This is a genomic window from Rhodothermales bacterium (assembly GCA_017643395.1).
Classification (GTDB): Bacteria; Bacteroidota; Rhodothermia; order Rhodothermales; family UBA10348; genus JABDJZ01.
In genome coordinates this window covers 1471432-1484252 of the sequence record JAEPNP010000001.1, presented here as the reverse complement: position 1 = coordinate 1484252, position 12821 = coordinate 1471432, and the positions used below count along the sequence as shown (strand labels likewise).

The 12821-nt window shown below is 61.7% G+C and carries 14 protein-coding genes; 2 read left to right on the top strand and 12 right to left on the bottom strand.

The window, feature by feature from the left end; genetic code table 11:
* Positions 1-957 (bottom strand): methylenetetrahydrofolate reductase [NAD(P)H], encoded by a 957-nt coding sequence (metF, locus tag JJ896_05950; protein MBO6779175.1) that lies wholly within the window; start codon positions 955-957, stop codon positions 1-3.
* 59 nt (positions 958-1016) lie between these two features.
* Here metF and JJ896_05945 point away from each other — a divergent pair, with 59 nt between their 5' ends.
* Entirely contained in the window at positions 1017-1613 is a 597-nt protein-coding gene (locus JJ896_05945; GenBank protein MBO6779174.1) for a hypothetical protein, read from the top strand.
* A gap of 15 nt (positions 1614-1628) precedes the next feature.
* Here JJ896_05945 and JJ896_05940 read toward each other — a convergent pair whose 3' ends face one another.
* Entirely contained in the window at positions 1629-1928 is a 300-nt protein-coding gene (locus JJ896_05940) for a hypothetical protein (protein MBO6779173.1), read from the bottom strand.
* A gap of 120 nt (positions 1929-2048) precedes the next feature.
* On the opposite strand from JJ896_05940, the gene JJ896_05935 reads away from it, so the two are divergent.
* A complete protein-coding gene (locus JJ896_05935) occupies positions 2049-3725 on the top strand; it encodes an amidohydrolase (protein ID MBO6779172.1) in 1677 nt (558 codons plus the stop codon).
* 27 nt (positions 3726-3752) lie between these two features.
* On the opposite strand, the gene JJ896_05930 is transcribed toward JJ896_05935, so the two are convergent.
* The 10 genes from JJ896_05930 to nrfD all read right to left on the bottom strand — a co-directional run bounded on the left by JJ896_05930 (position 3753) and on the right by nrfD (position 12805).
* The gene (locus JJ896_05930; GenBank protein ID MBO6779171.1) at positions 3753-4145 is read right to left on the bottom strand and encodes a cytochrome C oxidase subunit IV family protein; all 393 of its coding nucleotides are present in this window, start codon (positions 4143-4145) and stop codon (positions 3753-3755) included.
* A 4-nt stretch (positions 4146-4149) separates the two neighbouring features.
* A complete protein-coding gene (locus JJ896_05925; GenBank protein ID MBO6779170.1) occupies positions 4150-4827 on the bottom strand; it encodes a cytochrome c oxidase subunit 3 family protein in 678 nt (225 codons plus the stop codon).
* Positions 4828-4845: 18 nt separating this feature from the next.
* Positions 4846-6534 (bottom strand): cytochrome c oxidase subunit I, encoded by a 1689-nt coding sequence (locus JJ896_05920; GenBank protein ID MBO6779169.1) that lies wholly within the window; start codon positions 6532-6534, stop codon positions 4846-4848.
* Positions 6535-6543: 9 nt separating this feature from the next.
* A complete protein-coding gene (gene coxB, locus JJ896_05915) occupies positions 6544-7476 on the bottom strand; it encodes a cytochrome c oxidase subunit II (GenBank protein ID MBO6779168.1) in 933 nt (310 codons plus the stop codon).
* 31 nt (positions 7477-7507) lie between these two features.
* Complete coding sequence (locus tag JJ896_05910) at positions 7508-8344, bottom strand: SCO family protein (protein ID MBO6779167.1); 837 nt, start codon at positions 8342-8344, stop codon at positions 7508-7510.
* 1 nt (position 8345) lies between these two features.
* Entirely contained in the window at positions 8346-8687 is a 342-nt protein-coding gene (locus JJ896_05905; protein ID MBO6779166.1) for a hypothetical protein, read from the bottom strand.
* 123 nt (positions 8688-8810) lie between these two features.
* A complete protein-coding gene (locus JJ896_05900; GenBank protein ID MBO6779165.1) occupies positions 8811-10073 on the bottom strand; it encodes a hypothetical protein in 1263 nt (420 codons plus the stop codon).
* A 9-nt stretch (positions 10074-10082) separates the two neighbouring features.
* On the bottom strand, positions 10083-10727 hold the full coding sequence (locus JJ896_05895; GenBank protein MBO6779164.1) for a cytochrome c: 645 nt from the start codon (positions 10725-10727) through the stop codon (positions 10083-10085).
* Between the two features lies 1 nt (position 10728).
* On the bottom strand, positions 10729-11346 hold the full coding sequence (locus JJ896_05890) for a DUF3341 domain-containing protein (GenBank protein MBO6779163.1): 618 nt from the start codon (positions 11344-11346) through the stop codon (positions 10729-10731).
* A gap of 7 nt (positions 11347-11353) precedes the next feature.
* On the bottom strand, positions 11354-12805 hold the full coding sequence (gene nrfD, locus JJ896_05885) for a polysulfide reductase NrfD (GenBank protein MBO6779162.1): 1452 nt from the start codon (positions 12803-12805) through the stop codon (positions 11354-11356).
* Positions 12806-12821 lie beyond the last annotated feature (16 nt).

Below are 12821 nucleotides of genomic sequence, written 5' to 3'. Positions count from 1 at the left end.
TCAGGCCAGCTTGCGAAGCTGCCGCACGACCTGACTCACGTGCCGCGACGTCGACATGATGTAGAAGTGCAGGTAGGGCACGCCCCTGTCCAGTAGCTCCGCGGCCTGGCGCGTGGCCCACTCGACGCCGATTTCGGCAGTCTGCGACGGGTCAGCGCTTTCGACCTCGGCCGCCAGAGACTCGGGGATCTCCATATGGAAGGTCCTCGGCAGGCTCTGCACCTGGCGGCGGTTCGTGATGATCTTCAGACCAGGAACGATGGGCACCGTGATGCCGACGTCACGGCACTTCTCCACAAAGCGGAAATAGTGCTCATTGTTGAAGAACATCTGCGTGACCACGTACTCCGCCCCGGCGTCCACCTTGCGCTTCAGGTTCAGGATATCCCAGGTGAGATTCGGTGCCTCGAAATGTTTCTCCGGATATCCGGCCACGCCGACGCAGAACTCCGTGGGCGCGGCATCGATCATGTCCTCCAGATAACGACCGGCATTCATATCGGCGATCTGGGCCACCAGATCGATCGCATAGTTGTTGCGTGTGCGGTCGGCCCGGGGTGGCTTGCGAAAGCCATGATCGTCACCACGCAGCGCCATCACGTTCTGGATGCCCAGGTAATTCAGCTCGATCAGGGCGTCTTCGGTCTCCTCACGGGTGAACCCCTCGCACAGGATATGCGGCACGGTTTCGATGCCGAACTGACCGCGAATGGCCGCGCAAATGCCGAGCGTGCCTGGCCGCTTGCGCTTCACATGACGCTTCCAGCTGCCGTCATTCTGCTCCTCGTAGTAGGCCTGCGCGGCATGCGAGGTGACATCAATGAACGGCGGATCGAACTCGGTCAGCCCATCCACAATGTTCAGGATGTCCTTCAGGCTGCCGCCCCGTTTGGGCGGAATGATCTCGTAAGAAATAAGAGGGTTGGAAGCTGCCTCGAGCAGCTCAACAATTTTCATCGAGGCACGCAGCGATTAATTTGGAACGTTCTCCAACCCGGTAGCCAGCCCCGTGTTCAATGAAGGCCGTCATATTCGCCACGCTTGAAGAAGCAGAACCCTTTGTTCAGAGCTACAAGCGTGGTCGATTTGCCGGCGTGGCCGAAGGGGAGGCCGTGCGTGACGACGACTACCTGGTCACCGTCACCGGGATGGGAAAGATCAAGGGGGCGCTCCGTACAGAGCGGCTGTTGCGACAGTTCCGCCCCTCGGAGATCCTGCACGTCGGCACCTGCGTAACGCTTGTGGAGTCCCTCAAGGTGGGCGAGTTGTTCGCGCCGAGTCAGGTGTTCGAGGGCGACCGCATTGAACTGTCGGCACCTACCTACCCACGCATGCCGCTGAAGAACCCGTTCGAGGAGTATGCAACGGGCACACTCGTGACCCAGGACCATTCGGTCACGGGCGCGTCAGAACTCACCTACTGGCAACGCATCGCTGAGGCCAGCGACATGACGGGCTACGCGGTGGCCTACGTGGCGGCGACGCACGGGGTGCCGTGCACCATCGTGAAGGTGGTCTCAGGACGCATGGGAGCGGAAGACCCGAATCTGCGCAAGACACTCAGCGACTCGCACGCCAGACTGAACCGTTTCCTGACGGATCACCTGGGGTAGCCAGCCTGACGGCCCTCAGTTTCGCCTCGCCAGCACGTCCTCCCACCAGGCCTCCGGGAATCCATCCGAATGGCCGTCCAGGTAGTCGTACGGGGACGAGAGGGAGCGTTCCCGGTTTTGCCTCCTGCCGGACTCGCGGATGGCTTTGGCTCCGATCAGCGCCGGCTCCCGGCGCGGCTCGAGCAGCAGGTCGAACATGCCGGGATCCACCGGGATCTGCGGCTCCTCCGGTCGCATGATCCTGTAAAAACTCACCACCACCCAGACGGCCATGGTGAACACGATCGGGACTATGACGAGGAGGAATACGAGCACAGTAGATAGAGGGCGCCGGCCGCGAAGTTGTAACCTCGGCATCCGCCGCCAGATCCGGAGCCAGCGTGCCAGTGGGACTGGCGGCTACCTGCCTCGATGTACGGCCGTCTATATTGTTGGATGCGTCTCGCCTCGATTGCAATCGTGCTGACATCCGCCGGCCTCCTGAGTCAATGCGACTCGGGCGCACTCCCGGAAAGCCTGGGCGTGGAATTCGCACTGGTTGACGGCAGATTCTACACGATGGACTCCTCGGCGCCATGGGCGGAGGCCGTGCTTGTCTCCGATGGGCGCATCACGTTTGTTGGTACCACAGAGGAGGTGATGGATCGCCGTGCCCCGGAAGCTTCGGTGGTGGAGCTTGACGGGCGACTGGTTCTGCCGGGACTGCACGACGTGCACACGCATCCGCTTGAAGCCAGATCACCCATAGCCGGCACCTGCCTGCTCGACGGCCAGGAGACGGACCCTGAGCGGTTTGTTCGCGAGCTGCGGGCCTGCGCGCCCGACCAACGCGCATCGTCGTGGGTCCTGGGGTTCGGCCACTCCATTTTTACACTGCTGGACGCGCAGCGTCCTCCAGTCGAGATCCTGGATGAAGCCATCCCGGACCGTCCGGCGGCCATTATGGAGGAGACCAGCCATTCGGTCTGGGTCAACTCGGCTGGATTGACCGCAGCCGGCATCACCGCTTCGACGCCAAATCCCCCCGGCGGCGTGATTGTCAAAGATCCGGCAACCGGCGCGCCAACCGGAATCCTGTTTGACTCCGCCGGGGACAAGGTTTTCGACCTGGCGTGGCTGCCGAGTCCCGAAACTGCCGAACTCAATGTCAGTGGCCTGCTGGAGGCCGTCTCGGAGCTGAACGCCAACGGGATTACGTCGGTGGCTGAAGGGCGTACCTACTGGCGGCGTGACTTTCACAAGGCCTGGCTGGAGGCCGAACGGCAGGGCGGTTTGACGGTGCGGGCCGTGCTGAACCTCTGGGCCTACCCGGGGGATACCGACACGGAACAGCTCGCCGCTCTCGCCGCGCTCCACAGTAGCCGTGGCGACCGCGTTCGCATGGACCAGATCAAGGTGTATTCGGACGGCATTCTGATCAACACCACGGCCGCCCTGCACGCGCCGTACCAGTCCCTCCTGCCTGGAATTGATGCCCTGACCGGACTGAACTATTTCACGGAGGACCGGCTGACTGCCTATTTGCAGGCGCTTCCGCAGTTCGATTTCCACATCCACGCCATTGGCGACCGCGGTGTGCATGAGGCTTTGAACGCCGTCGAGCGCGCCGGACGACTGGACCACCGCCACCGCATCACCCATCTGGAAATTGTGGATCCCGCCGACTATGCGCGGTTCGCTGAACTGAATGTGACCGCTGACATGCAGGTCGCCGGCGCCTTTACCCAACCGTCAGCGTGGCAGGACAATGAGCCGCTGGTCGGTGAACGGGCCCACCCGTTCGTACCACTCCGGTCGCTGCATGAGGCCGGAGCCCGCATCACGTTGAGCAGCGACTGGGATGTAAGCACCCTCAACCCGTTCGTCGGAATGCAGAACGCACTCACCCGGGATCCGCAGGCCCTACCGTCGGTGCATGACGCCGTCATGGCGTACACGCTCAATGCGGCCTATGCGCTGGGGCAGGAAGATCTGACGGGTTCAGTGGAGGTCGGCAAGGCCGCTGACTTCGTCGTGGTGGATCGCAACATCTTTGAGATCCCCATCGACCAGATCAGCCGGACGCGCGTGGACCTGACGGTGTTCGATGGAACCGTAGTCTACCGCCGGTAGGCCCGCTCGCGAAGCTGCCGCGCCCGTCTAATTTGCGGGCTGCGCGTCCGCCGCCGGCACGTCGGCGGCTCGCGCCTCCAGAGCCTCCAGGTCCCGCTGCTCCTCCATGATGGTGCCTTCTACGGTGTTCGGCAGGTCACCGCGTGTGGTCGTATCGAGCAGCGTGAATACCAGAAAGACGACTACAAACAGGGAGCCGACCGCAAAGACCAGCGCATTCACCCGGTTGTCGTACTTGAGCATCATGAAGTAGCCGACCACCAGCGCCGCCTTCAGGGACGCGATGGCAAGCGCCACGGGCACGTCGAGCGCACCGAGGTCCATGCGGGAGGTGATCACCGTGATGATGGTCAGAAAGACCAGCGCTCCGAAGACCGTGACGAGCAGTCGGGTGCTGGAGATGTGATGTCCGTGTGCCATCTCGTCAGATCAGGTAGAGCAGTGGGAAGAGGAAAATCCAGATGATGTCCACAAGGTGCCAGTAGAGGCCGGACAGCTCGATCGGTGTGTAGTACTCCGGACTGAAATGCCCCTTGTACGCCCGGATAATCAGCCAGGTGAAGATGCCCATGCCCACCAGCACGTGGAAGCCGTGGATGCCGGTCATCACGAAGTAGATCGAGAAGAACTGCGGCAGGAACAGCACATCTGCGTATTCGGCCATGGCGTGGCCGTGGTAATCGCCCACCGGGGCGTAGGCAGCCCCCGGGAAAATGCCCGCCTCAAACTTGCCGACGTACTCCACATACTTGATGCACATGAAGATGACGGCGCAGAGCAGGGTGATTGCCAGGTTGATGATCAACCCCTTCTGGTTGCCTTTCTGGATGTTCTGGATGCCGAAGGCAACCGTGAACGAGGAAGCGAGCAGCACCAGCGTGTTGACGCCCCCGAGTTTCCAGTCAAGCAGATCCGAGGCAGCCACAAAGACCTCCGGATGCCACACCCGGTAGACAGTGTAGGCCACGAACATCCCGCTGAAGAGCAGGATCTCGGTAATGAGGAAGAGCCACATCCCCATCTTCGCGGCGTCGAACTGCTGGTCCGACGACACGAAGTAGTGCTTCAGGTGAGCGGGAGCCCCCGCTGCAGGTTGTGCCATGAGTCTGGAGTACTGGGGTTAGTGGGCCTCTGAGGGTGCCTTCGGCGCGAGCTCCGGCGGCGTTGCCGCGGCGCCATCGCCCGAATCTCCTTCAAAGAGCTCCTTGGCCAGATGGTAGTCGTAGGGGCCACGCGTTACCACCGGGGTGTGGTGGAAGTTGTGGTGGTCCGGCGGTGTGGTCGTATGCGTCCACTCGAGCGTGAGCGCGCCCCACGGATTGGGACCGGCCTGCTTGCCCTTGATCAGGCTCCACACCATGTAGAACAGGATCATGAACAGGCCCACGGCCAGGATGTAGGAGCCGAGGGTGGAGAGCTGGTGGTAGATCTCGAATTCCGGCAGGTAGTCATAGTAGCGTCGCGGCATGCCGCGGCTACCCATGATGAACTGCGGGAAGAAGGTGAGATTGAACCCGATGAAGACGAGAATGGAGGCGATGACTCCGGCGGTCTCGTTGTACATCTTGCCGAACATCTTCGGCCACCAGTAATGCAGGCCACCCAGGGCCGCGATCACGTTGCCACCCATCATGACGTAATGGAAGTGCGCCACCACGAAGTAGGTGTCGTGCAGGTGCACGTCAATGGCCAGCACGCCCAGCATGATGCCGGTGAAGCCACCGATGGAAAACGTGATCAGGAACATGAGCGCGTAGAGCATCGGCGTCTTGAACGACACCGAGCCCCGATTCATGGTCAGCACCCAGTTGATCACCTTCACGCCCGTCGGGATACCGATCAGGTAGGTAATCAGGGAGAACACGATCGATGACGTGGCCGACTGGCCGGACACGAACATGTGGTGTCCCCAGACCAGGAAGCCCAGGAAAGCGATGGCCACCGAAGACAGCGCCACGAATTTGTAGCCTGCCACGCGGTTGCGGCTGAACGTGCCCATCAGATCCGAAATCACCCCGAAGGCGGGCAGGATCATGATGTAGACGGCCGGGTGGCTGTAGAACCAGAAGAAGTGCTGGAACAGGACCGGGTCTCCCCCGAGTGCCGGATCAAAGATGCCGATGCCGATCAGCTTCTCCATGAAGAGCAGCAGCATCGTGATGCCGATCACCGGCGTGGCCAGGACCTGCACAATGGAGGTCGCATAGATGGACCAGACAAAGAGCGGCAGCCGCGACCAGGTGAGTCCCGGTGCGCGCATCTTGTGGGTGGTCACGATGAAGTTCAGTCCCGTCAGGATGGAACTGAAGCCCATCACAAAGACCCCCATTGTGACGAACAGCACCCCGTTGCCCACGCTCGTCGAGTACGGCGCGTAGAAGGTCCAGCCGCCGTCGATCCGGCCCACGATCAGCGCGCAGAGCGTGATCGCCGCACCAATCAGGTAGATATAGAAGCTCGCGAGGTTGAGTCTTGGGAACGCCACATCCTTCGCGCCCAGCTGGATGGGCAGTGCGAAGTTGCCCATGATGGCTGGAATTGCCGGGATGATGAAGGCGAACACCATCAGCACGGCGTGCAGGGTGAACGACTGGTTGTAGGCGTCCGGACCCATGATGGTCTCGCCGGGCGCCGACAACTCCGTGCGCACCAGGATGGCGAGGATGCCACCGGCCAGGAAGGCCAGCGAGACCGCCACCAGGTACATAATCCCGATCTTCTTGTGGTCTACGGTCAGTAGCCACCCCTTGATCGAGTTGTCGTGGTTGAGGTAGTGCTCCTTGGGAGCAAGTACGGACGATGCGGTCATAGGTATTGGCTACTGCAGCGCCTTTATGTAAGCGATCAGTCCATCGAGCTGCTTCGCCGAGAAAGAGGTGTAGGTGGCCGGCATAACCGGACCATAACCCTGCACCAACTGCGAGGCGGGATCGAGGATGGACTGACGCAGGTAGTTGTCGTCAGCGGTGACGGTCGAGCCGTCCGCCAGGGGGCGGGCCGCCTCGTAAAGACCCTGGAAGGTGGGACCCACTCCTGCGACGCCGTCGGTGGAGTGGCAAGCGTTGCATGCGTACTGGGTATACAGCAATTCGCCCAGTTCTGCAGGCGGCAGGTCCTGATTCTGGTTGGCCAGCCACGAATCAAACTCAGCCTGGGGCACGGCCACCAGCGTGCTCAGCATGGCTGAATGCTGCGTGCCGCAATACTCCGTGCAATACACCTGGTACTCCCCCGCTTCGTCCACCTGAAACCACAGACTGGTGTAGCGATTGGGCAGCACGTCGTGCTTGACGCGGAAGTCCGGGATGAAGTACGAGTGCAGCACATCGGTGGCGCTCATGTTCAGCTTGACCGGGCGGCCGATGGGCACATAGAACTCATTGGCCACCACGACGCCGTTGTCGTACTCGTACTCCCAGAACCACTGCTTGCCGCGCACGGTGATCTCGTAGGAATCCGGGGGGGCTGCGTACATCTTGATGAACACCTTGAAGCCCCAGGTGAAGACAATGAGCACCAGGATCGTGGGGATCACGATGCTGGCCGTTTCAATCAAGCGGCTCTCGTGGTGTGCCGGCGGCACGTAGGAGGGGTCGCGCCGGCGAAACTTCATGCCGTAGTAGGCCATCGCGACCACTACACCGATGAACATGACTACGCTCGTCCAGAGGACGAAGTAGAACAGCGCGTCCACCTCGGGCGCGATGGTCGACGCCGCCTCAGGAAGCCATGTGGTTCCGTTTTCTCCCATGGTTGTTCAGTCTCTTTCCCGCCGTGGCGGATTAGGTGCTGACCGCCGGCGAACCGGGGTCCAGCGTTCGGCGCTCGCGGCGCCAGAGTACCAGGAGGGTGCCTCCCAGCAGAATCATCGTCAAAAGCCCTCCTGCACGCATGATGGCCCAGGCGTCGGCCACGTAGGAATTGGCCTGGGAGTCATAGCGGTAGCAGAAGAGAAAAATCTTGTCCATGGCGGTGCCAACCCGCCCTTCCGATGCCTCGATCACTGCGAGCTTCACATCCCGCGCTTCGAAGGTGAGGCCGTGAATGTACCGGGTCAGCACACCTTCCGGGCTGGCCAGCATGAGGGCCGCCGGATGGGCGTACTCCTGGGAGGCCTCGACCCACTTGAATCCGTAACCCATGGCCTCGGAAATCGCATCGATCGACTCCTGGGATCCGGTCAGGAAGTGCCAGCCGCGGGCTGCCTGCTCCAGACCGAGTTGGTCCAGATAGCGCGCCTTGGCGCGCGCCGCCATTTCCGGGACCTCTACCGCCGAGAAGCTGATCGTAACCACATCGAATTGCTGGCCCGGCACCCAGCCTTCAGACTCGTTGAGGTCGATGAGGGTCTTGGTGAACTCCGTCAGCATCAGGCTGCAGAGCATCGGGCACTCGTGATACACGAGATTCAACATCACGGGCCTCGAGCCTGTGAAGTAGCGGCCCAGGGTTACCGGGTTTCCCTCGGCATCCGCGAATTGCAAGTCGAGCGGCAGTGTGCTTCCCAACTGTTCCTCGATGCCGACACCGTCGAAGACGGCCGGCAACTCACCGGTGCGCTGCGCGGAAACCGTCAGCGGCAGCAGCGAAACGAGCGCTATGAGCAGCCCGCGTTTCACCTCAGCGTCGCAGCGTGATCTGGTCCGTTGCGGTCGGACCGCTCTCGGCAACCGTCAGCTGCATGGCGCGCTCGATCGGTATGCGAAACACACCCTGGCCGGCGTCCACTACTTCGTTGCGCGTCAGCAGGGCCTGCGCCGAGGACTGCGTCTCTCGGAGAAGCGGATAGCCCGTGGTCTCGGTCGCCATCACCTCGGCAGCCTTGAACTCGTCTCCCAGGATGGAAACGGTAACGACGACCACAACGGCCAGCGCCGCCACAATGGCACCGAACATGAGAAGCACTCCGTTTACCGGGATGCCTTCTCCCTCAACGCCTGCGTTGTCTATTGCGTGATCCATACCCGTGCTTGGTGTTCGACCGTGCGAACGAGTTCACAGGCCGATTGATTGATATGCCCGGTGAAGGCATGGTCAAAATAGGCAGCCGGGCCCCACTCCGGGGGGAACACGCGGGCAGTTGCCTCAGGTGTTCTTGAAATGAAGCGAGTGCTTCAGGCGGGGATCGCCCTGGGGCACCATGCTGTGGCGGCTCAGCCGGAATACAACCAGGCCCACGAGAACGCCGGTAATGCCTGCAAATGCGGTGAAGTCCTGCGGGCTGAACTGCGCCTGGTCCGCGTGCAGGACCGGCATGACAATCCAGTGGAAGTCGAACCAGTGCATCACCAGAATCCAGACGGCCATGAACGCCAGCAACGGACGCAGGCGCTTGGCCCATCGGCCTACAAGCACCAGGAACGGCAGAATGAAATGGGCGATGAGCAGCGCGGCACTGTGGGCCTCCCAGCCGTGACTGAGACGATACTTGTACCAGACGGTCTCCTCCGGAAGGTTTCCATACCAGATCAGCATGTACTGGCTGAATGCGATGTACGCCCAGAACACGACGAACCCGAACATGAACTTGCCCAGATCCTGGTAATGCTCCACGGTCATTCCAGGCATCATGTCGCTGCGCTGGAACGCCATGGCGAGCACGATCATGAAGGCCATGATCGCAAGGAAGGAGCCCGCGAAAAAGTAGACACCGAAGATGGTCGAGAACCAGTGCGGGTACGTGGACATGAGAATGTCGAAGGACGCGAAGGCCGTCGTGACGGCCGTAATGGCCAGACCCCACGCGCTGGTAAAGCGCATGCTGCGGGTGTCCTCGATGTCACGCGACTCGTCCTGCTTCACCGAGACGGTGTACAGCCGGTACGAGATGTACGTCCACATGACGAAATAGAACGCCATGCGGCCGAGGAAGAACGGCGTATTCAGATAGGAGCGCTTGCCGTCCAGAACGGCGTCGTACTGATCGCTGGTCGGATCGTAGAGGTACTCGTGCGTCCATTCGTACAGGTCGTGCATGCCGAGCAGCACGGGGATGCCCAGCACAGCCAGCAGCGGGAACGACCAGAGCAGCGCCTCGGGGATGCGTCGGAAAACCACGCTCCACCGGGCCTTGGTCACGTGCTGGATGAGGACGAAGAACAGCGCGCCCACGGCCAGCGAAAGGCCGTACGACCACGCGGTCAGATACGAGAAGTAGAACTGGCTGCGATCTTCCGAGGCAAAGCCCATGGCGAACGTCGCCACGAGTGCGATAACACCGATCGCGGTCGGCACCACCCAGGCCATCGATGAGCCCGAGAATCGGTAGGACTCGTTGGCCCCTTCTCGCGTCGGCTGGATCGGGTCGAAGAGCCAGACCAGCGGGTTGCTTGAACGAATAGTCGCCATGGATACGAACTATGGGGCCGAGCTGGTGCCGGCTGATTGCACATTCTGGGGACCGCCTGCTACGTCCGCACCGCCCGCGAACTGGCTGCGCTGCAGGGCACGGATGTAGGCGGTGATGGCCCAACGGTCTGCGATCGGGATCTGCTGAGCGTAGCCCGGCATGCTGCGCACGCCATTGCCGATAACGTCGAACATGTAGCCGTCCGGCGCGGAACGCAGCAGGTCTGAGTGGTACGTCGGCGCAGGCACGTAGCCGTAGTTGCCCGTCATGATGATGCCCTGCCCGTCACCGGCGCTACCGTGGCAAACGGCGCAGAAAATCTCGTACCGCTCCTGACCGCGCTCCATGAGCTCGGCAGTCACTTCGACCGGCATGCCTTCCACGAAGTTGCCGGAAGCATCGCGACCGAAGTGGAACGCCGTGTCTTCACGCAGGAATCCGCGCGCCACGGTACCGGGGACCGGGGGTCGCATGGCCCGCCCATCGGCAAAGAAATCGTTCCGCTCCTGCGGATCGAAGCGCTCCTGCCAGTCCATGTTCGGATTGATATGGATCGGCGGCTGGTCACTTACCGTGCCCCGGCAGCCTACGAGGGCCACCAGCGCCAGAAGCGACATCGCGCGGGAAATCATGGTCATGGATACCAGGCGCATGTCAGTCCTCCAGATCCGAGTCGCCGCGATCACGGATGACCTCGATGGTCGTGGCTCCGAGATCTTCAAGCAGTCGGCGTGTGCCGTCCTTCTCGAACCGGCGGTCCGTCGCTGCGATGTGCAGGAAGAACGCGTCGTCGGTAGCGCGGGCAAAGTTGGAGGAATAGAAGAGCGGGTTGTAGGGGCGGGGCAGTCCGTTCAGGGCGAACATGCCGGCCACGGTAGAGAGCGCGCTGAGCAGGATGGTCAGCTCGAACATCACCGGGATCGAAGGCTCGACGGCAAAGAAGGGCTTGCCGCTGATGTTGAGCGGGTAGTCCACTGCGCCGGTCCACCACTGCAGCCAGGTACCCAGGGCGAGGCCCGCAATACCGCCGCCGAAGGTGATCCACCCGACCAGCGAATTGCCGAGCCCCATGGCATCATCCATGCCGTGGATGGGGAACGGGCTGTGCGCATCGAAATGCTTGTACCCCGCATCGCGCACGCCTTCTGCCGCATGGTAGAGGGCGCCCGGGTTGGGGAATTCGGCCAGCAGGCCGTGAAGCTCGGGGTTCGGGCTCTCGAAGATGCCCATCGACGCCTTGACGTCGCGAATCAGTTCTTTAACTGGGTTCATGACTTTGTCAGGCTGTAGCGGGCGGTCCGGGGGCGGCGGTCGGGAGCTCATGTCCCGCGTGTCCGTCGCCGTGACCGTCGTAGTAGTGCGGATCCGCCTCCGGCTTGACGGCCTTCACCTCGGCGATGGCGACCATCGGCACAAAGCGCAGGAACAGCAGGAAGAGGGTGAAGAAGAGGCCGAAGGAGCCGACGAACGTCAGCACATCCACCGCAGTCGGGGAGTAGTAATCCCAGGAGCTGGGCAGGTAGTCCCGGTGCAGTGAGGTGACCGTGATCACGAAACGCTCGAACCACATGCCCACGTTCACGAAGATGGACACCACGAACATGAACGGGATACTCGTGCGCAGCTTCTTGAACCAGAAGAACTGCGGGAAGAAGAGGTTGCAGCTCATCATGATCCAGTAGGCCCACGCGTACGGCCCGAAGGCTCGATTGAGGAACGCGTACTGCTCGTACTGAACGCCCGAGTACCAGGCGATGAAGAACTCCGTGATGTAGGCGAAGCCCACCATGGTGCCGGTCAGGAGAATGATGATGTTCATCTTCTCCAGGTGACCGATCGTAATGATGTCCTCCAGATTGTAAATCTTCCGGGCTATCACCAGCAGGGTCACCACCATCGCAAAGCCTGAGAAGATGGCGCCCGCCACGAAGTAGGGCGGGAAGATGGTGGTATGCCACCCGGGCACAATGGACACCGCAAAGTCGAAGGACACCACCGAGTGCACCGAAAGCACCAGAGGCGTGGCCAGCGCGGCCAGCAGCAGGTAGGCCTTCTCGTAGTTGCGCCAGTGGCGGTTGGCACCGGTCCAGCCCATCGACAGCACGCCGAGAACCCGCTGGCGAATCTTGTTCGTGGCGCGGTCCCGCAGCGTGGCCAGGTCCGGAATCAGACCCACGTACCAGAAGACCAGCGAGACCGTGAAGTAGGTCGAAACCGCGAACACGTCCCAGAGCAAGGGGCTCTTGAACTGCGGCCACATCTCCATCTGGTTCGGGATCGGCAGCATCCAGTAGGCAGCCCAGACGCGACCCACGTGAATGCCCGGGAAGATCAGGGCGCAGATCACCGCGAAGATGGTCATCGCTTCCGCACTCCGGTTGATGGCTGTTCGCCACTGCTGCCGGAACAGGAAGAGAATCGCCGAGATCAGCGTGCCGGCGTGACCGATGCCCACCCAGAACACGAAGTTCACGATGGCATAGCCCCATCCGACCGGGTTGTTCAGGCCCCAGACCCCCACGCCGTTCCAGAACAGGTAGGCGATCATGACCAGAAGGATCATGAGGCCGATGTTCGCAAGCGAGAAGGCGGCGAACCACGCAATGGGTGTCTTCTTCTCGGTATGCGACGCCACCATTTCGGTGATGTCGTGGAACGAGAGGTCAGCACCGAACAGCGGGGAGTCGTCCATGACGTGTCCCGCAGAGTTGGCTTGGTGTTCCGTACTCACAGTTCGACTGCTGTCT

Bases quoted from the DNA above. Each gene is read 5' to 3' on its own strand.
- metF (MBO6779175.1), bottom strand. From the start codon at position 957: ATGAAAATTGTTGAGCTGCTCGAGGCAGCTTCCAACCCTCTTATTTCT.
- JJ896_05945 (MBO6779174.1), top strand. From the start codon at position 1,017: ATGAAGGCCGTCATATTCGCCACGCTTGAAGAAGCAGAACCCTTTGTT.
- JJ896_05935 (MBO6779172.1), top strand. From the start codon at position 2,049: ATGCGTCTCGCCTCGATTGCAATCGTGCTGACATCCGCCGGCCTCCTG.
- JJ896_05930 (MBO6779171.1), bottom strand. From the start codon at position 4,145: ATGGCACACGGACATCACATCTCCAGCACCCGACTGCTCGTCACGGTC.
- JJ896_05925 (MBO6779170.1), bottom strand. From the start codon at position 4,827: ATGGCACAACCTGCAGCGGGGGCTCCCGCTCACCTGAAGCACTACTTC.
- JJ896_05920 (MBO6779169.1), bottom strand. From the start codon at position 6,534: ATGACCGCATCGTCCGTACTTGCTCCCAAGGAGCACTACCTCAACCAC.
- coxB (MBO6779168.1), bottom strand. From the start codon at position 7,476: ATGGGAGAAAACGGAACCACATGGCTTCCTGAGGCGGCGTCGACCATC.
- JJ896_05905 (MBO6779166.1), bottom strand. From the start codon at position 8,687: ATGGATCACGCAATAGACAACGCAGGCGTTGAGGGAGAAGGCATCCCG.
- JJ896_05900 (MBO6779165.1), bottom strand. From the start codon at position 10,073: ATGGCGACTATTCGTTCAAGCAACCCGCTGGTCTGGCTCTTCGACCCG.
- JJ896_05895 (MBO6779164.1), bottom strand. From the start codon at position 10,727: ATGCGCCTGGTATCCATGACCATGATTTCCCGCGCGATGTCGCTTCTG.
- JJ896_05890 (MBO6779163.1), bottom strand. From the start codon at position 11,346: ATGAACCCAGTTAAAGAACTGATTCGCGACGTCAAGGCGTCGATGGGC.